This window comes from Rhodobacteraceae bacterium LMO-JJ12 (assembly GCA_021555075.1).
Taxonomy (GTDB): Bacteria; Pseudomonadota; Alphaproteobacteria; order Rhodobacterales; family Rhodobacteraceae; genus JAKGBX01.
The window spans coordinates 417,080-435,781 of the sequence record JAKGBX010000002.1 but is presented as its reverse complement, the minus strand read 5'-3'; the positions used below and the strand labels follow the sequence as shown (position 1 = coordinate 435,781).

The window sequence follows — 18,702 nt, the reverse complement described above, 5'->3', positions numbered from 1 at the left end:
GCATTATTGCGAAACGGCTAGGTTGTTGTTGCCGCCACCGTTCTGGGTAAAGGTCGTGCCATTGCCCGACCCGTTCTGCAGCACGGCAACCTGGTTGCCGTTTGACGAGCCTGCCGTGCCGACCTTACCGTCGATTGAATTGGCGCCGCCGATTTGTGCAAAGGCAAATAGATTGTTGTTGCCGTTGACCACATAGCTGATCGTGTTACCCGAGGCCCCGGTGGTCGAATCCTGGAAGATATTGCCTTGGAACAGATCGTCAGTAGCGCTCAGATCCGCCAGCGCACCGGCCACACCGTCCATCGTGCCGACACCATTATCGTTGCCGACAAAGGTCGCCGTAAGCAGGTTGCTGTCACCATACTGACGGGCAGTTACATAGTTACGGGAACCATCCTGTGTAATCGCAGCATCGTTGTAGTTTCCGGTTTGATCCAGATTGGCAATATTTTCCGAGCCAGCAGCGGCAGAGTTACCCTGAACAACGCTGAAGTTGTTGCCGTCTCCGGCCTCCATGACACGGATTTGGTTGTAGGAGCCGAAAATCTGAGCGGTGGAAGAATTCAAACCGTTGTCCGAACCAAATTGTTCAATATAGATGCCAGGTTGGTCAGGAATGGAACCATTGTTCGATCCGACAATCGACGCTTCGTCCACGCGGTTGTTGTTGCCAAGCACGCTCGGGCTTACGCCACCTTGCCTAATATAGATGCCCTGGCGCGTATTGTTGTATTGGTTGAAGCCGTTGTTCGAACCAATTTGGCTCGCCGTGCCAACACTGTTGCCATTGCCATGCAGCTGTACGATGCGAAGGAAGTTCCTGTTGCCTTCCTGATACGCCGTTTCGACTGTGCCATTATCCGCATTCTGGCGCACGAAATTCACATAGTTGTTGTCACCATCCTGAATGGCACTTTCGATTGTATTGCCTGACGAAGCGGTATCGCCCGAGGAACCGTAGCTGTTATTCTCGATATACATCTTGTTATTATCGCCGAGCTGCTTGGCTTCCAGCACATCGTTATCACCCGCGCTGAGGTTCGAATGGTAGTTCTTGGTACCGTTCTTGAAGCTCATGTCGTTCCCGTCGCCCTGCTGCAAAGCGTGGTTCGATGCGGTGCCAAAGTCATTGCCACCGGCGTCATCGCCATAAAAGCCGACGATATCCTGCTCAATCACGGCCGAGTTATTATCACCGTCCTGATCAAGGAAAAGAGTGTTTGGGTCAGCATAAGCCGCGCCCATGCTGAGGGTCAGGGCCGTTGTGGCGCTCAGAATTGATCTCGTAATAGTCATGTAGTGTTACTCCCAAAGATTAAAGACCGTGCCATTTCCAATGACATTTGGCAGGCCTTACAATTTCCCCCGACGAGGCCGCCACGCCGACAGCCTCGCCACCCATGTTTCCCAATTACTGGCTGACGCCGGCGTTGTTGCCGTTGCCGTTTTGCGTGACGTTGGCCATGCTGCTGGCTCCGCTCTGCGCGACACCGAACTGGTTCATGCTGCCCGTGACCGTGGCCAGGATGACGTTGTTCGTCCCGCTCTGGTTGGTGGCGAACAAATTGTCGCTGCCGTTCACGCTCACAGTCAGGTCATTGCCGAAACCGGTCTGTTCCATCAGCCCGACAGTGGTCAGACCCGAGGTCGAAGCCGCAACGCCGCCCCAGCTTGCCAGACTGGTGTTGTTATTATTATCGCCCGCGATGTTCAATGTGGCCATGTTGCCTCCCCACTGACGCAGGTCGGCAAAGTTGGAATTGCCGACGATGTCGATATCGGCCGAGTTGCTGCCGCCAGAGACGCCATCATACCCCTGACGCAGCTGGATATCATTGCTGTCGCCGTCGATATCCACGGTGGCCAACACGTTTGTGCCGGTCTGATCGACCCAGACATCGTTGCTGTCGCTCATGTTGGTGAGGTTGATCCAGGCATAGTTGGTTCCGTCCTGACGGACGCCGACGTCGTTGCTGTTCCCCGCAATCACACCCAGATCCAGGATGTTACTTGTTCCATCCTGCCAAACACCCAACTCGTTGCTGTCGCCGGTGATGGTGATCAGCCCGACGCTGTTGGAGTTGCCGTTTTGGTAAAATCCAAACTGGTTGCTGTCCCCGGTCGCGGCGAAATCGACGTAGTTGCCAACGCCCGACTGCCAGACGGCGCTGGACCCAGCACCCGACGCTGCTGCCAGGCTGCCGGCAGTGATCCCGAGATTGCCGTTATAGTCTCCGGTGAAAGACAACAAGGCATCGTTGTCCGAGCCTACCTGTTCGGCGGACGCGACTTTGTTCGTCCTGCCTCCCGATTGGGAAATATCAATGTTGTTTGCAAAACCGACCTGACTTGCCGTGCCGACGTTGTTTGTCGGGCCGTTCTGAAAGATCGTTACAACGTTTCCGGCATCTCCGCTCGCGCCGGTGAATTCCTGATCCACGGTGCCGATCTTAATACTGTTACCGCCCTGCTGGGTCAGCGTCGCAGTGTTCATGACCGAGGTCGACGCGACAGCGCTGCTTTGTTCTACCGTGCCGATGCCGCCATAATTACCCAACTGTTTGATCGTCGCAGAGTTTGCTGTGCCACCCAAGCCTGCGACCGAAGTCTGAAGCACAGAGTTCGTTCCGTTTCGGTATCCATCCTGTTGTGCATCCAGAACGTTCTGTGATCCGGTTTGAATCACCGCACCGCTCGACCCGTTCGACGAGACACCCATCCGGTTCTCGTTGTTCATCTGAAGGATGGTGATGTCGTTGTTGTCACCGTTCTGGGTCACGTCCTGCGCTGCCCGGCCAGCCTGGTTGCTATTCCCACCCGTCTGGTCGATCGAAGCGCTGTTACCGGCTCCTGTCTGATCGAGGTAGGCGGCATTGTTCTCTCCGGCATAGGCCGCGCTCATGCTGAGGGTAAGTGCCGTAGTGGCGGTCAGGATTGATCTGGTAATAGTCATGTGGTTCTGCTCCAAATGGTTGAAGACCGTGCGGATTCCAATGTTTCTACGCAGGCCTTACAATTTCCCCCGACGAGGCCGCCACGCCGACAGCCTCGCCACCCATGTTTCCCAATTACTGGCTGACGCCGGCGTTGTTGCCGTTGCCGTTTTGCGTGACGGTGGCGTGGTTGCCCAATGTGGTGCTGACTTGCTTCACCGCAAACCGATTGCCGTCGCCGCCGCCGACCGAAGCCAGGATCGTATTGTCCGGGCCGGTCTGTTCGGTGGCCCAGAGGTTATGGCTGCTGGTTACGGTGACCGTCAGGCTGTTCCCCATGCCGGTCTGCGACATCAGCCCCACCGAGGCCAGGCCCAGAACGTTCGCCGCGACGCCATCCCAATTGGTCGTGCCGGAGTTGTTGTTGAAATCGCCGGTGATATTAATGTCAGCGCTATTGGTGCCGTTCTGCTCGAGCCGGGCAAGATTGGAATCACCGTCTATGGTGATTTTGGCGGCGGTATTAGCACCGATCTGATCGACCCAGACCTGGTTGTCATCGCTGAAGTTGGTCAGAGTAATCTGGGCATGGTTGGTGCCATCCTGACGGACGCCAACGTTGTTGCGGTCCCCGGTAATCACGCCGAGGTCCAAAACGTTTGCCGTACCGTCCTGTTTGACACCCAGCTCGTTGTCGTCGCCAGTCACCGTGATGAGACCGACCGTATTGTCCGTACCGTTCTGGTCGAACCCGAACTGATTGCCATTACCGAAGGCCGCATAGTCGACATCGTTGCCGCCGCCAACCTGACGGACGACCGACGAATCTGCACCTGACATCTCAGCAAAGCTGCCCGAAGAAAGGCCCCCGACGCCGTTATTCGCTCCGCTCTGAACAATTCTGGCGGTGTTGCCGGTGGCGCCTGACAGCGAGTTCTGGTCAATCGTGTTAATGCGGTTGCCCGCACCGGTCTGTGTGGTGGTCGCGGTGTTACCCTTGCCGGTCTGTATGCCACGGATCAACGCGTGGCCTGGGCCTGTTTGCGTAATGTCCATGCTGTTGCCCGAACCGGTCTGGAACAGACCCCGGTCGAGGAATTGAAAACCGTTGCTGTCGCCCACATAGCTAAGCTGAAACTGGCCCCCGATCTGCGAGATCGTGATCGAGTTGCCCGCATCAGTCGTGCCGTCGCCGGTGTAGGTCTGATGGATTTGGTTCACCCGCATATTGCCCTGCTGGGTCGCATTCACAGAGTTCGTGGTCAGGGTCGGCGTCGAGGCGGCACCGATCGAATCCTGCTGAACTTCGTAGATTCCCGAACCATACTTCTGGTTCACGCTGAGTACGTTGCGGTTACCCAACTGGTCGACGCCATCATTATGCTGACCGTAGTTGCCACCCGTGCCAATCTCGGCCCCACCTTTAGTGCTGTCGGGATTGTTTTGAAGGATGCTGATGGAGTTGTCGTCGCCATCCTGCAGCATTATGCGCGAGGAATCCCCTGCATCGTTCGAATACCCAGACTGGTCGATCGAGGCACTGTTGTCGGCGCCATCCTGGTTGAGATAGGCCGCATTGTTGTCTCCGGCCTGAGCCATCGACATCGAAAGACCAAGCGCCGTGGTGGCAATCAGCGCTGAATAGACATTCTTCATGAAATCATTTCCCTCTCTTAAAGACTCGAGCAGCAAATCAAGGCAACCTCCGGTGTCGCTCACTCCCCCGGAAATCAACAAACGATCTTGGACTTACAGCCACGCCCCTTCCCGAGACATCAAAGCAGCAGACTACGATCTCGCAAATTTTCCACTAAATGAACGCAATTTGCAACGAACATCACATTCAGGACACAAAATGGACTGTTTCGCGACAGCAAACAGTAACTATTCATTAATATTTTCAATCTATTGTGCTGCGGCCCAGCAGAAACCAGACTCTGAAACTCCCAAAAACAACTCTCGCTATCCGGTAGTTTTCATCCCATAAGTCACCAAAAGCGGGTTTGCTTCGATTCCGGGGGCGCCGAATCAAAACAAGGCCACGCGCAAAAACGCGCAAAAACCGAACACAAAATAGGTTTTTTAGACGGGTCCACCTTAGTACCCCGAATGAGTATCCCTAATGCCGCAAATGATCGCTATCAGTTGTGTCAAGACAACAGGTTCAGAAAAAATCGCTTCCGTCGGGTGTTTTCTTCATAGTTGCCCTATTCTTTCCTTTTCCAATTGCGATACTGGGCGTTAAACGTATTGCTTCGACACAATTCAGCCGCATATCAATTCGGCAGGAGGACAACATGATGGTCAGATACATAGCCGCTACGCTATTATTCGGGGTGCTTTCAGCGCCCGTGTACGCGCGTGACCTTGTCTACACGCCGACCAACCCGTCCTTTGGCGGCAATCCCCTGAACTCGTCGCATCTGTTGGGGCTGGCAAACGCGCAGCGCGATGCAACCGCCAGAGATGCCAACCAAGGCTTTGGCTCGACCGGCAGCGACTCGGGCGGCGATAGCGGCAGTTCCGACGCCGAATTGTTCGTCCGCCAGCTTGAAGGGCGACTTCTATCGGCTCTCGCAGGCCAGGTGACCGAGGCGATCTTCGGCACCAATCCACAAGAATCAGGCAATGTGACCTTCGGCACCACAACGGTTTCGTTTGAACGCACGCTCGATACCATCCGACTCGTCATCGTTGATTCGCTGGACGGAACGGTAACCGAAATTGTCGTGCCACAATTGGTGACAAGTGGTAGCTGACAGAAATTATTCGACGCATAACAGGCGCGAAAACGGGCAGAGGTAGACAGGCAGTATGGGCAATAGATTCAGGGCAAAGTCTGGCGTGTTTCGCCGTATCGTACCGGTCATGGCGACCTTATTTCTGGTCGGCTGTGCCGACATGGGAGTAAAGTTCCTCGAAACGGCCAATCCGACCATCATTGACATGACAACCCAAAACAGAGCGCTGCGCGAACTGCCGCCGCCCTCCGCCCGCATCAAGGTTGCAGTCTATGATTTCCCCGACCTGACAGGCCAGTTCAAGGAACGCGATACTGTGCAATCCCTTTCGCGCGCCGTCACTCAAGGTGGATCGTCTATGCTTATCAAGGCGTTGCAGGATGCCGGTGAGAGACGTTGGTTCTCAGTCTTGGACCGTTCCGGCCTTGAAGATTTGATCCGCGAACGGCAAATCGTCACGGAAATGCGCCGTCTTTATCGTGGCGAAAACCAGATCAATCCTAATGCCCTTGGGCCGCTAAGCCATTCCGGAATCGTCCTTCAGGGTGGGATCGTCGGTTATGATTCTAACCAGCAGACGGGCGGCTTTGGCGCGCGGTTCTTGGGCATCGGCAGCAATACCGAATGGAAGCTGGATACGGTCACAGTCTCCTTGCGTGCAGTGTCGACGGAAACCGGCGAAGTACTGACCAGCGTGACAACCCAGAAATCCATTGCCTCATCGGTCCTGCAAGGCAGCATCTTCCGGTATATCGAACTGGACAAACTGCTTGAGATGGAAGCCGGGTATAGTGCCAATGAGGGAAAATATATTGCCGTTCAGCAAGCCATCGAAAAGGCCGTTCTGGCATTGGTGATCGAAGGCAGCGAACTGGGCGTCTGGTCGTTTGCGGACAAGGCCGCAGGCAACTCTCTGGTTGCCCGCTACCGGGCGGAAAAATACGACGGGGTCATTCCAGCCAACGCGACACGCGTGGCACGCCCTGACACAAAAAGCGCCGCCGCAGTGGTCGTAACCCGGCCTCGCGTGCGTTCACGCCCCCAAACGCGCGAACGGCGGCTGTCACCCTCGGGTAACCAACAGCAGGCTCCTGCAGCCGCATCGCCGCCACCATCGGCAGAGCCCGGAGAGACACTGGGTTAATTCGCCACCTGCCCAGGCCACGTCAAGAAAGCGGCCCGGAATTATCTTTTCCAGTTCACACTTTCGCCATTCCTTTCCCTCACCTTGATTGGCGCGGAGGCTCAATTACTTCCGCCAAATCAAAGAGGGCAGAAGAATGGCAAACAGGCATATTAGTGGCTTTCATCGTTTAGCCGCCAAAGGGTTGGCTGCGTTTATACTCGTTGGTGCAACATCGGCTCACGCCAATCCGGAATTCAGCAATGATTTGCAACTTGTGAATTCGGGAATAGAAAACAATATTCTTATCGAAACACCGGTATTAAGCGGTTCGTCAGATTCGTTTGGCAACTCTCTGCAACTGAGAATTCTGGGGGATCACAACGGTGGCCTGGGTGACCTGTGGGGCGATCCAGTCATGTTTTCCGGGTTTGGGCGCCCCGGTATCGTCTCGCAAACCGGTCTCGACAACGAAATCGTGCTAGACATTGACGGAAATTCCAACTTGTTCTCGGCGTTGCAGGCCGGACAGGGCAACTTCTTGAGTGGTGCAATTACCGGTTTTGGGAACACCGCAGCCGTCGCGCAGGCCGGTTATGGCAATCGGGCAAGTTTCACACAGAACGGAACCGGAAATGCTTTGGCCATTTCTCAAACTTCATGGTAAGAGTTTATCTGAAACGACAATTGTAGTCAGGGAGATTGTTATGTCGTGTAGCACCAATCGCGTTTCCGGGCTCGTAGCTGCTGGTATGTGTGTTTCCCTAGCCTGCGTTGTTCCTGCAAGTGCCGGAGATGGGAATATCGTTTTCATCGAACAACAATCCACAAACGCCGGGCTAGGCAATACCCTGTTCGTCGATCAGTCCGAGGCGAATAATTCAATCGTCGCTGGCGACACGTCCTTGGGACTCACCCCCGCCACGCAAATCGGTGGTGACAACGAGGCCAGGATCACGCTCCGGGGAAATGGTGCCAGAGTGCAGCTGAACCAGTTCAATTCCGACCTTGGGCTAACTGACCCGACCAATTTGGCGTCGATCATGGGGGGAAGCTCGGCCTCGATTATTCTCGATCAGCAAGGGTTCGGTAATATCGGCACGTTGGATGTCGCCGAGGGCGGCAATAGCGGTGCCCTGTTCCAGATTGGTGAGCGCAACGAGGGAACGGTCAAAGTTACCGGGTCGAACAATTCCGGCACGCTTTATCAGAAAGGCAACGACAATGAATACACGTTGCAAGTCTCTGGTCAGGACACGACAGTGCAATGGAATCAGATCGGCAATAACCTAGGCGTCACATCAGGCACTTCAGTAGCACCAGCGCAGGTTTTCTCGAACGCTGGCAGCGTTACCATCACCCAGATCTCGCGATAGGCTGCATCGGGGAGGAGATTCGCGATGAGACCTCCGATGCTCCGGGCCGTTGCCTTAGCCGCATTGTTGCCGTCCATGGCAACCGCGCAGATGGCTGTTCCTTTGATTGAACTGACGCCCAACGAAAGTGGCATGACCGTAACGGGAGTTGTCACGGGGTTGGCTCCGGGAACCGTCATGGCGGAGATGACAATTGATAAACACGATACGTCCGGTTCTATAGCCACCCGCCAATCGCGCGAAATCACGGTCTCGCAGAACAGTCGCGATGTTGTTGCCAAGACCGGTTTTTCGGCCGGGCCCGAGGCGCGCATTACCATAGAAATGACCCTTACGGCGGATGGAACGGTTATTGGGCGCGCCCGAACCGCTCTCGGCCCACAGGATTGATTCCAAATTTTGAGAGGAAGACCATAATGCGGCAATTCAGATTGTTGGTATCAACGATTGTGACTCTACTCCTGGGCTCTTTTGCTCATGCCCAGGACCAGGCGGCATTCATCAAGGCATTTTCAGGTCAGTGGTTCGCTTTTGATCCGCAATATGGTGCCGACGGGATGACCTGCGCCATGTCGTTGGAAAGTGCCGCGCCGGAAACCGGTGGCAAACTCGCCATCACGACGAAGAACTGCTCCACACCGCTGGCCGGCGTCAAAGGCTGGGATATCCATAAGGGCCAGTTGGGATTTTATGATTCTGCCGGTACGCGGGTTGCGACCCTTGGCGGAAGCCAGAACCGTATAACTGGCGAACTTGACGCGACTGAACGGGGTCTGGTCCTCGAACGCGCGCAGGGCGATGAGAGCACGCAAAAGATCGCTGCTGCAATCGGACGCCACCGCTGTATCTATGTTGGAATGTCACAGAAATGCGCCGACCCGGCCGAACTGCGCAAGCCTGCCATGACCGAAGAAGGTGGCACTTACGGATCGGTGGGTATCATCGTCAACCTCAACGTCCGAGATCAGCCCAGGTCGAATGCCCCTGTCGTTGGCACGCTGCCGACTGGTGCATGCCTCAAGGTGAACTTCTGCACTTCGACATCCGATGGAATCTGGTGCCGGGCGCGATTTGGCGAACGAAACGGCTGGGTGCGAAAGACGGCTCTGCGTCAGGATGAATGGCCAGTACTGACATTCCTCAATTCCTGCACCCCAGAGTAAGCCAAAGACCTTAAGCCCCACAGTCGTCAGGTCAGATGCGCTGTTTCCCTGCTCTACGCATCGCGTGGTCGCTCATCCGCTTCGCACGCGGCGGCTGTGCTTGGGCAAACTACCACTGGTACCACCGGATTTCCCGATCCTGACACACGTGACTTTGATCAAATCGCGTTAGCTGCCGTGTGCCTGGATGTTGGCAAAAAGCTGCTCCGTCGGGATACCACGCCGGACCGCGCTATCGCGCACGGCGGATTGAAGGGTTTCACTCCTCCTGAGAAGCCGAAAGAACCGTTCTTCGTCGAGCACAAGCAAGGTCGACGGCGCAATGGCGTGTACGTCAGTGCGCTGCGGGCGGCGCATCAGCACACCCATCTGACCAAACATCTCGCCACGACCCAACCGCCATGTCTGCCCGGCCACCTCAAGCTCGACAGCACCGGACGCTACGAAATAGACGTTATGTGAGATGCTATCGCGGCGCAGGATCCGTTCTCCGGGGTTGACGTAGCGGGTCACCAGCGAACGGGACAGTCTGTTCAAGACCGCCTCATCCATATCGGCAAACAACGGGAACTGGCGCACCAGCTCAACTTTTTGCAGCATTAGATCCAGCAACGGCGCCTTCTCCGCGCGATCTCTGCGTGCCACGATATCAAGCATTAGCGCGCTGTGGACCTCTTCGCCGATTAAACCGTCCTCCAGCAATGCATCATACTCTCGCTCTTCCAGACGCAACCCCGTGCGATAAATGAAGCGGCGCTCCATTTCCTCGGCATAGCCCGGATATTGCAGTCTGAGCCCCTCGAGCGCCTGCTCGACCCGCTCAATACGCCGATCCAACATAGAATGCAGCAATTCGGCAACCCGCCGCCCGTGGATGCGACGGATACGTCCATCAATAAACCCGTGCAAATCCCGCAGGATCAACCGCTGCGCCAACAACAATCCAAAACGTGCCGCAGTGATCCGCGCCAGCGGGATCGAAAACCGTAACCTGTTGTGCAGAAAAATTGCGGGTCTGAGCCAAAAGCTGAAACCGATGCTGCGTTTGGCCGCATTCTTATAGCCGCTACGCCCGTCAAACCGCGCTCCTTCGATCAACCCATCTGCCTCTGACAGCATCCGCTCGGACAGGGTCGATGAAATGGTTCTGTCAAGAAACCGGGCGAGAATGGCGTCGCGCTCGGCACTGGCCAGCGCAATCAGCCCAAGCGTAACGCGGTCACGATCAAGGATTTCGGTGTTGGCCTCGGCAGATTTGACCGCAAGTTCCAAGCGCTCACCAAATCGTTTTGCCTCAGCGCGCACGGTCTCCTTGGTAAGTTCATAGTTCTCGGTCACCGTCGCCAGATCTTCGCGCACCGTTTGCAGCGCGACTGCGATCACCTGATTGTAGAGCGCGTTATCAAGCGGCGAGAGTTTATCAAGCCCCAACCTACCGATGATCCAGCGCAGCGTCGTTCCCTGTACCAGCAACGTGAACAAGGTAAACCCGGTGGCAAGGATCCCCACCAACCGTTTCACATCAGGCGGAATGAGATAGCTTTCGGTGACAGCCAGCGCCAGCGATAGCGTAACCGCCCCGCGCAGCCCGCCCCACATAATCGCCACGCGGTATGGCTGTTCAACCACCGGCGAAAGACGCAGCAGCGTGAGCAACGGCAACAACCCATAGAGAATAATCGCCCGCGCCACAATCGCAGCGACAACCACCACCATGATCAACCCCAGGTCGGTCAATTGCACCGTTTCCAGCATCCGTGGGATCAACAACGCCGCCAAGATAAAGATCAGCGCCCCCGACCAATGCGCTAGAAGGTCCCAGACCTCACGCAGGTTTTGCCAAGTCGTCGGCGGCAAACGCCCCGGCCCGACCAATTGCAACGTCATCGCCGCCACGACCACGGCAATGACCCCTGATGCGCCTACGATCTGTTCCGCGATTATATAGGCGAGATAAGGCAAGGCAATCGACACCGAGATGACCGCCTGTTCGTAACGGCTGAACAGCGCCATGATCCAGATTGCAATACGCGCTGCAAACCAGCCGACAAATACACCGCCCGCGAGCAGCATAGGAAACCGCGCCAGGGCGCCCTGTACCGAAGGGTCGGGAACCCCCGCCTTGACGAATTCCATGAACAGTGCCGCTAGGGCGATAGCTGCGGCATCATTTAGCAGGCTTTCGCCCTCGATGATACGCGCCAACCTCCGTGGTGCCGAGATCGAGCGGAAGATGCTGACAACGGCCGATGGGTCAGTGGTCGAAACAATCGCCCCAACCAGCAGAGCAGCCGCCAGTGACAACGGACTGAACACCGCCAACGCATAGCCAATTACGAATGTCGCGACGAAAACAGCCACAACTGCCAGCACCAAGATCGGAACCCAATCATCCACCATGCGCCGCAAGTTCAGCCCAAGCGTGACCTGAAACACCAATGTCGGCAAAAAAACGTAGAGGAACACATTTGAACGTATCGGCAGCGCCAGAATTGCCTCGGCCACCGGATTGAGCGCATCGGTAAGTTCAGTGCGCAAGAAAAAGGTTGCCGCCACACCGACGATAATTCCAAGGCAGGCAATAATCACGGCATAAGGCAAACGCAGACGGTTCGCCAGCGGCTCAGCGGCTCCGATAAGCAGGAACAATGAGGCAATAATCGTCGTGATCAGAATGATGTCCATAAAACTGAATTACCAGAAATGTTGCTTCAAGAAAGGCCGAATTGGTCGTCAAAGACCGCTCATTCCTTCTCTGCTTAACTAATCAGCGCCACGAGATTGAACAAATCGCGATTTGGTGGGGCGACCTTAGAACCAAGTGCTTAATCAGCAATGATCTCCCCCCTGAACTAACACGAACAAATCAATATTCACAGATGCGGAGAGCATTGCGCTGCCCAGCGCATCACGGCACTGACGCCCTGCGAGAAGATCGTCGACGTCATCAAGTGCGCCACGCGGAAGCAGTATTCCTCCGACGCTACGATCCGGATCGTTTTGGATGGCTTACGTGGCGAAGACCGCATCATCGAGCTTTGCAGTCGTGTGGGCCTAACGCAGGGCGCTTAGCGCAAATGGTCGAAGGGGCGGCGGGCAAGCCGCTCAATGCAGCGTTTCTATTGCCCCTTGCTATTAGCATCCTCATTCATTTTCTGCAGGAGTTCTGCGAAGATGCGCTGACCCAAACCGCCGATACCGGTCATGTCCAAACTGTCGATATTTGGCTCAGGTGACCCCACCACAATCAGCGCATACATCCCATGGCGCCCATGTACTTTGCATCTAAAACCATAGATCCCGGGTTTTTCGAATGTGACCTCCGCTTCAGGTTTGTGTTCGATGTTCACAAGAGCTGCACCATCTGGCCACATGCCTTCAATCGCTGTCACGGTATGGTTTCCGGTCGAGTTCAAGAATTTGATACTGTCGCCAGGTTCGATCCACAAATAGCTGGGCGAAAACCGATAGACATCTTCAGGCGTGAGTGCTGTCAGGTCAATCAGTTGGTCGATTTCGTAGCTTTCGGCGCCCGCTGGCAAAACCGAAGCAACGGTCAGGGCCAGTCCGATCAGGGTGGATTTGATATTCATAAGATGTCCTGCTTTCGCGATGGGTTATTGGGGCAGTTCGACGGTTTGTTGCGTCATTAAGACGGGCTCGGGGTCAGGCAGTTCGGGGTATTGCTCCTGCACCAAGTCAGTCACAAATTGCGGATAGGTGCGGAACATCAACCTAACCGTTGCGGTTAACGGAAGCGTCGTATTCGCAGGCAGGTCAAAGACTTCATCGCGGTGACCATTAGCAGGGATTTTCGTATCCTCAATCATACGTTCATAGCGCCAGAACCTGAAACCGACCGGATCGCCATATCGGTCACCAAAGACCTTGCGGAAGAAACGCGCGTCATGATCGACAACACCGGCTTCATCCATCTTCCCGCTTTCCAGAACCACCTGCCCCGTCGCATCAGTCACCGTAACGTCCAGCCAGACCTGACGGAAATCCGCAACCCCTGTAGGAAGCGCATGGCCAGCCCCGGTATTGCGAACGCGCGCGTTAAGCTTGCCAGCCTCTGTCAGGCTGATGTCCAGCTTTGCCGCTGTACGCAAAAGCTCGACGGTCATGCGCTCCAATTCAGGGTTGCGCAGGCCGACCAGACGGTAGTTTGCACCGGTGAATTGATGTGTGACCACGTTCTTTTTCACTCGGCCGCCATCCGTTGACACCCCCGGAATATCCTCACCGATCCGCGAGACATCCGCATGCATATGACAGTCAATGCATGAGCGGTGCTGGTCGGGCTTCTCAGGGACATTATAGCTGGAACGCTCCCATTCGCTGTAGGTGTCGACGATCAAGGCACCCGTGCCCGGTGCAAATTCATTGTGGCATGAACTGCTAAGCTTGCTGTCTGAATAGAAATCCTGACTATACGAGGTCGCATGGGCCTCAGGTTTGGCATTGATACCGTGATTGCCAAGCCAGTTCAGAATTTCTTGCTGGCTGTTCTCGAACACATAGGTTTCACGATCCTTGATGTTCACGGTAAAACTGGCATTTGCTCCAGCGGTCTTGCCCAAGGCATTTTCAAGCTTTGTAATACGATGACAAAATAAGCACCCGGTACCCTCATCAAGATCAGGCACACCTTTGCCTAAAGCGTCGAACAAGGAAGTCCCGCCTTGTTCGAACATATGCCCATTATTCGAAGTCGCCGTCAGACCGGACAACAGGCCCTGAGGGTGATGACACCCCATGCACCATGTCCTGAACTCCTCGCCCTCTTCGGCGGCGGCAATGTCTTCTGTCACTTTGTAATAAGGGTTTGAATCCCCCATCAACCGATGCAGGCTATCGGCCCATTGATCAAACATGTCGGAATGGCATTCGGCACAAGCAGCCGAATTTGTCCATTCTGACTCGTGTACGGTGCCGCGATCATCATCGAGGCGAAGCCAGCTGGAAACAAGCGGCAAGTTGCCCTTGGCCGTCACAAATTCATGCAGGTCGACCATCATCTCAGCCACTTCGGCGGGTGGGTCTTCACTATCAACATAGGGGGCTGAGCCTTCGCCATCATGACCCAGGCCGCCCTGTGTGCCTTGAACGATCTGAATATAATCGCCGACAAAGTTGCCTGCGATCATGCTTCCCAGATTACCATGGCCCACCCGCGCATAGCGGTACTTGTCAATCTTGGTGTCCTCAAACAGGTAGCTATTGGTAAAGTTGAACCCGTCTACATGACAACTCTGACAACTCATCCAATAGTCCCCGGTCATAGGAAAATCTTTCGGGTGATCGGTGTTGCCTGCGTGAAACAAGATCATGCCCCTGCGAAGGGCCGGGGCGATTGGATCGCTTGCCACCAGATTTGCAAACCGCGCCTGATCCACTCTCGGCTCTCCGTTCAAAGAGAGCCGCGTAAGGTCAAGGCTCATTGCATTTTGCACAAACGCCTCTTCTTCGGAAACCACCAACCCGCGCGGATTGGTGCCTGGCAGGTGGCGCAGAATCTGGATGGCATTGCCGACACCATTGCTTTCAAAGGTAACAAGATCCTCGCTTCCGGCCATCGTCACATAGACGCGGGTGCCATCCTTGGAAAACTGAGCATCAAGCGGGTTGGAGACAATGATGGTCTTCGGCGATCCGTCAAACCGGGTTTGAACCGGGTCCCTTAGGTTAATCTGTTGAAAAAGCTGTTTGCGTTGTTCGACCTGTTCCGCCTCATGTCCCGGCGATAGGCTCAAGACCGAAATCGCCGGAAAGATCGTAGATTGGAATTGAAACAGATGATCGAAATTCCACAAGACATGCGGCAACCACGCCTGCCTTTCATCTGGACTGACAGCAATATCATCCAACAGCCGCGGCACACCTTGCGAGACAAATTCGTCTTTGTCCTGCGTCTCGGCCATATCTATCGTCGCGATCATGCGCGGCGGACGTGTCGTTGTATCGTGGATAGAAACCTTGCCAACCATCGCATGGCTGACCAGCAGTCGCCCATCAGACAAAAGCGCCAATCCCCGAGGTGTTTCTTCACTTGGGATCCGGTAAAGAACACCATTGTCAGGATGCACAGCGACAAGCTCATGGGCTTCGAACAAGGCGGTCCAGAACAGATCGTTGCGCCGGTCATAAACGATACCAACAGGGCGCAAGCCAACCGCAATATCTTTGACGATCTCCTGCTTTTTCCAGTCGACAAAGACGACACGTCCACCTGCGGAGTCAGTCACGGCCAACAGCCCATCTTTGCCCAAGGCCAGACGCCGAAGATCACCCCCGATCTGCATCTCGCCCAACCGCGTGCCCGTCTTTTGGTCAACCCATGACACCGAGCCAGCTACGTTGTTTGCGCTGAACAAGACCCCCTCGTGCCCCGCCAAAGATCCGCTTTCCTCAGCAGCCAGTCCCGCTCCTGTCAGCGCGATCAGGGCCAACATCAAGGCCGTTGCCCATTTGAGGCTTTTGAGCAGTGACCAGCGCAACGCGTGGCGCAGGATAAGAAGGGTCATCGGCAGCGCCGGCAGCAAATGCGCCCAATACGCAAACTGCCCAGCCAGATTGCCTCGATTGCCAAAAAACACCAGATAGACCCCGCTAAGGGTGGTCATCAGCAAGCTGTATTCGATTATTACACCGGTGCGGCGCAAGAAAGTCTTGTTCGAGCGAGCCAGGATTTCACGATGGCCCAGCCAGAACGGCAGAACGAACAGCGGGAACAAGACCAATGAGATCACCATGTGAGCTGCCAGCGTTGTGCGCTGCATTTGCCAAGGTAAATCAAACTCGGTCCAAAGCATCAGCCCGCTGACCGCCAGAATATAGAGAATCAGCTCAGCGGCCTTGGACCCATAACTGGCGCGACGCAGAAACGCAGATAAGAGCTGGGCAAATCGGACCCGCTGATTACTGATTTCAATCGCCATCGTCGAGATCATTCCATACTAGACGTTGCGGTGCAGCTTGAGTCCTCTTAAACTTAGCCTTTCAGTCAGGTACTGGCTTATGTCAAGGAGCGCCTGATCAAGCAGCTTCAGGGCCGCCGATGTGCATCAGCATTCAATTGACTTGGATCAATACTCTAACTCAGGCATTCTGACAAAATAACTCGACTATTTGCGGAGAAACTGATGTTCACTAGGAGCCTGCCATTCTCACTGGCCATTCTAGCTTGCCTTGGCTTTTTGGCTCACGCTGAAAGCGGGTTGCCGACAACTCTAGAAGAGCTTGGCGAACAGTTGTTCTTCGACACCAATTTGTCCGCTAACCGGACCCAATCCTGTGCATCGTGCCATGATCCGGAACATGCCTTTGCAGACCCGCGCGGGATGGCCTCGCCCGGCGACGACGGGGTATCGCTTGGGGATCGCAACGCGCCAACGGCAATGTATGCGGCCCTGATACCTGAATTCCACAACGACGAAGATGGACAATGGTTCGGTGGACAGTTCCACGACGGGCGCGCCGCGACTCTGGCTGACCAGGCCGGTGGCCCGCCGCTCAACCCGATCGAGATGGGGATGCCCGACGAGGCCTCAGTCGTGGCCCGACTGAAGGATGATCCGGCCTATGTTCATGCCTTTCCCGCCCTGTTTGGCCCGGGCATTCTGGACGATACCGACGGCGCCTATGCCGCAATGACCAAAGCGATTGCCGCTTTTGAAAGCACCGAACAGTTCAGCCCTTTCACCTCGAAATACGATCGTTTCCTGCGCGGCGAGGTGCAGCTGAGTGACGAAGAGGAACTCGGGCGACTTCTGTTCTTTTCCGAACAATTCACCAACTGCAACCAGTGCCACCAGGTCGGCGAAAGCCTGATCGACCAGCGCGAAACCTTCACCGATTACAGCTATCACAATATCGGGGTGCCCGAAAACTTGCGCCTGCGCGAGATGAACGGCGTTGCAATCGGCACCAATGATGACGGTCTGGCCCTGAACCCGTCTGTAAAGGGTGCCATGAGCGAACGCGGCAAGTTTCGCACGCCCACCCTGCGCAACATTGCCGTAACCGGGCCCTATATGCACAACGGCGTGTTCGCCGATCTGCGCACCGTGGTGCTGTTCTACAACCAGTACAACACCTTGTCGCCCGAACGCCGGATCAACCCGGAAACCGGTGCGCCGTTCCGGATGCCCGAAATCGCCGACACCTTGTCGGTCGAGGAGTTGACCCACGGCCCGGCGCTTGATGACCAGCGGATAGATGCGCTGGTGGCGTTCATGAAAACTTTGACCGATGCGCGCTACGAGCATCTTTTGGAAGACTAATCGGCCCTGCCCCTAGCCGACTCGCACCAAATGATTATCCCAGGACCAACCGCCAGTGACCGGGACGGTTGTAACACCGCTGTCCTGGCGCAGGGCAAGTCCGCCCTTGCAGGTGATGACTAAACCGCGGCGGGTCTGCGCCACACCGCTGGCGACCGGCAATTCAGCGCCGTCAAGCGGCTGCCCCGCAGAATCCAGAAAGATCACATGATTGCCTTTCGGACCAGTCACGGCAATCTCACTGCCATCGGGCGACACGGCGATAGAGCCTGCATAGTTTTTCAGGCGGGCCTGCGCCGGGTGTGACAACAACTCGGGCACACCGCCACGAGTGAATCGCGCCACAAGCGGCACAGTTTGTGTTGGCACCCCCTGCCATTGCAGCGCGGCAACGATCCGACCCGCAGCGTCCACGTCGATATGGCGAACCGAGTTCTTCACCATATCCCCGACAAGCGGCTGGGTTTCCAACAGCGTGCCAGTGGCCGAGACGAAGCTAAGATTGGTCTGCATCTTCGGAATGTTAAGCTTGGCGCGGGCAAAATCAGGATGTGTTTGGATGCCGCCATTGGCCACCGCGAAATCACCATTTCCCAAGCGTATGATCTCATGGGGACCAATACCACCACTGGCAAAATCACCCACACGGACATAACCGTTTGCCGCATCCCACACCCCGATCCGACCATCAGGGATGTCATAGGCATTTTCCGTGGTCAGCAGATAACTCCCATCAGCCGTAAAGGCGCCGTGACCGTAGAAATGCGCGCCTTCGGGTGTTGTCAGCCGGGCGAGTTCCTGCCCGCTGGCACAATCGAGGATCAAGGCGAAATCACCCGGACGACGGGCAAATGCAACGGCCACGGCGCGCTCGGGATGCACGGCGGCGGCGTGCCCGCGTCCCGGGATCGGCAGGGCAAACCGCACGGCACCGGACAGAGACAACCCCGCCAGCCAGGTCGACTTGTCAGGCTGGTTTGCCGCGCTCAGATACAGAGTCTCGCCAAAATCGGCCCAGACCGGAGACGCATGCGCAGCGATCCCGGCACTGACCCCCAAAAGAAAGCTGCGGCGACGCATG

At 55.8% G+C, this 18,702-nt stretch carries 14 protein-coding genes; 7 read left to right on the top strand and 7 right to left on the bottom strand.

Going from position 1 to position 18,702, the window contains the following annotated elements; genetic code table 11:
• Positions 1–3: 3 nt before the first annotated feature.
• From LZG00_14115 to LZG00_14105, 3 genes are all read right to left on the bottom strand, one after another.
• Positions 4–1,296, bottom strand: a complete 1,293-nt coding sequence (locus LZG00_14115) for a hypothetical protein (protein ID MCF3595126.1) — start codon at positions 1,294–1,296, stop codon at positions 4–6.
• Between the two features lie 115 nt (positions 1,297–1,411).
• Complete coding sequence (locus LZG00_14110; protein MCF3595125.1) at positions 1,412–2,953, bottom strand: hypothetical protein; 1,542 nt, start codon at positions 2,951–2,953, stop codon at positions 1,412–1,414.
• A 115-nt stretch (positions 2,954–3,068) separates the two neighbouring features.
• Positions 3,069–4,589: a hypothetical protein gene (locus LZG00_14105; GenBank protein ID MCF3595124.1), complete on the bottom strand. Its 1,521-nt coding sequence runs from the start codon at positions 4,587–4,589 to the stop codon at positions 3,069–3,071.
• Between the two features lie 641 nt (positions 4,590–5,230).
• Here LZG00_14105 and LZG00_14100 point away from each other — a divergent pair.
• The 6 genes from LZG00_14100 (at position 5,231) to LZG00_14075 (ending at position 9,336) form a co-directional block, all read left to right on the top strand.
• The gene (locus tag LZG00_14100; GenBank protein MCF3595123.1) at positions 5,231–5,692 is read left to right on the top strand and encodes a curli assembly protein CsgF; all 462 of its coding nucleotides are present in this window, start codon (positions 5,231–5,233) and stop codon (positions 5,690–5,692) included.
• 55 nt (positions 5,693–5,747) lie between these two features.
• Positions 5,748–6,818: a hypothetical protein gene (locus LZG00_14095; protein ID MCF3595122.1), complete on the top strand. Its 1,071-nt coding sequence runs from the start codon at positions 5,748–5,750 to the stop codon at positions 6,816–6,818.
• A gap of 136 nt (positions 6,819–6,954) precedes the next feature.
• Complete coding sequence (locus LZG00_14090) at positions 6,955–7,464, top strand: hypothetical protein (protein MCF3595121.1); 510 nt, start codon at positions 6,955–6,957, stop codon at positions 7,462–7,464.
• A gap of 40 nt (positions 7,465–7,504) precedes the next feature.
• Positions 7,505–8,173, top strand: coding sequence for a hypothetical protein (locus tag LZG00_14085; protein MCF3595120.1), 669 nt, complete (start codon positions 7,505–7,507; stop codon positions 8,171–8,173).
• Positions 8,174–8,197: 24 nt separating this feature from the next.
• On the top strand, positions 8,198–8,563 hold the full coding sequence (locus LZG00_14080; GenBank protein MCF3595119.1) for a hypothetical protein: 366 nt from the start codon (positions 8,198–8,200) through the stop codon (positions 8,561–8,563).
• A gap of 26 nt (positions 8,564–8,589) precedes the next feature.
• Positions 8,590–9,336: an SH3 domain-containing protein gene (locus LZG00_14075; protein MCF3595118.1), complete on the top strand. Its 747-nt coding sequence runs from the start codon at positions 8,590–8,592 to the stop codon at positions 9,334–9,336.
• Between the two features lie 168 nt (positions 9,337–9,504).
• On the opposite strand, the gene LZG00_14070 is transcribed toward LZG00_14075, so the two are convergent.
• The 3 genes from LZG00_14070 to LZG00_14060 form a co-directional block, all read right to left on the bottom strand.
• On the bottom strand, positions 9,505–12,021 hold the full coding sequence (locus LZG00_14070) for a cation:proton antiporter (GenBank protein ID MCF3595117.1): 2,517 nt from the start codon (positions 12,019–12,021) through the stop codon (positions 9,505–9,507).
• 434 nt (positions 12,022–12,455) lie between these two features.
• Positions 12,456–12,929, bottom strand: a complete 474-nt coding sequence (locus LZG00_14065) for a plastocyanin/azurin family copper-binding protein (GenBank protein ID MCF3595116.1) — start codon at positions 12,927–12,929, stop codon at positions 12,456–12,458.
• Positions 12,930–12,953: 24 nt separating this feature from the next.
• Positions 12,954–16,277 carry a hypothetical protein gene (locus tag LZG00_14060; GenBank protein MCF3595115.1) on the bottom strand — a complete coding sequence of 1,108 codons (3,324 nt, stop codon included), beginning with the start codon at positions 16,275–16,277 and terminating at the stop codon, positions 12,954–12,956.
• A gap of 201 nt (positions 16,278–16,478) precedes the next feature.
• Between LZG00_14060 and LZG00_14055 the strand changes: the two genes are divergently transcribed.
• Positions 16,479–17,621: a methylamine utilization protein MauG gene (locus LZG00_14055; protein MCF3595114.1), complete on the top strand. Its 1,143-nt coding sequence runs from the start codon at positions 16,479–16,481 to the stop codon at positions 17,619–17,621.
• Between the two features lie 12 nt (positions 17,622–17,633).
• Here LZG00_14055 and LZG00_14050 read toward each other — a convergent pair whose 3' ends face one another.
• The gene (locus tag LZG00_14050) at positions 17,634–18,701 is read right to left on the bottom strand and encodes a DUF1513 domain-containing protein (GenBank protein ID MCF3595113.1); all 1,068 of its coding nucleotides are present in this window, start codon (positions 18,699–18,701) and stop codon (positions 17,634–17,636) included.
• Between the last annotated feature and the right edge of the window lies 1 nt (position 18,702).

What these genes read in the sequence shown, in the direction of transcription:
- LZG00_14115 (MCF3595126.1), bottom strand. Translation starts at nt 1,296, where the DNA reads ATGACTATTACGAGATCAATTCTGAGCGCCACAACGGCCCTGACCCTC.
- LZG00_14110 (MCF3595125.1), bottom strand. Translation starts at nt 2,953, where the DNA reads ATGACTATTACCAGATCAATCCTGACCGCCACTACGGCACTTACCCTC.
- LZG00_14105 (MCF3595124.1), bottom strand. Translation starts at nt 4,589, where the DNA reads ATGAAGAATGTCTATTCAGCGCTGATTGCCACCACGGCGCTTGGTCTT.
- LZG00_14100 (MCF3595123.1), top strand. Translation starts at nt 5,231, where the DNA reads ATGATGGTCAGATACATAGCCGCTACGCTATTATTCGGGGTGCTTTCA.
- LZG00_14095 (MCF3595122.1), top strand. Translation starts at nt 5,748, where the DNA reads ATGGGCAATAGATTCAGGGCAAAGTCTGGCGTGTTTCGCCGTATCGTA.
- LZG00_14090 (MCF3595121.1), top strand. Translation starts at nt 6,955, where the DNA reads ATGGCAAACAGGCATATTAGTGGCTTTCATCGTTTAGCCGCCAAAGGG.
- LZG00_14085 (MCF3595120.1), top strand. Translation starts at nt 7,505, where the DNA reads ATGTCGTGTAGCACCAATCGCGTTTCCGGGCTCGTAGCTGCTGGTATG.
- LZG00_14080 (MCF3595119.1), top strand. Translation starts at nt 8,198, where the DNA reads ATGAGACCTCCGATGCTCCGGGCCGTTGCCTTAGCCGCATTGTTGCCG.
- LZG00_14075 (MCF3595118.1), top strand. Translation starts at nt 8,590, where the DNA reads ATGCGGCAATTCAGATTGTTGGTATCAACGATTGTGACTCTACTCCTG.
- LZG00_14070 (MCF3595117.1), bottom strand. Translation starts at nt 12,021, where the DNA reads ATGGACATCATTCTGATCACGACGATTATTGCCTCATTGTTCCTGCTT.
- LZG00_14065 (MCF3595116.1), bottom strand. Translation starts at nt 12,929, where the DNA reads ATGAATATCAAATCCACCCTGATCGGACTGGCCCTGACCGTTGCTTCG.
- LZG00_14060 (MCF3595115.1), bottom strand. Translation starts at nt 16,277, where the DNA reads ATGGCGATTGAAATCAGTAATCAGCGGGTCCGATTTGCCCAGCTCTTA.
- LZG00_14050 (MCF3595113.1), bottom strand. Translation starts at nt 18,701, where the DNA reads ATGCGTCGCCGCAGCTTTCTTTTGGGGGTCAGTGCCGGGATCGCTGCG.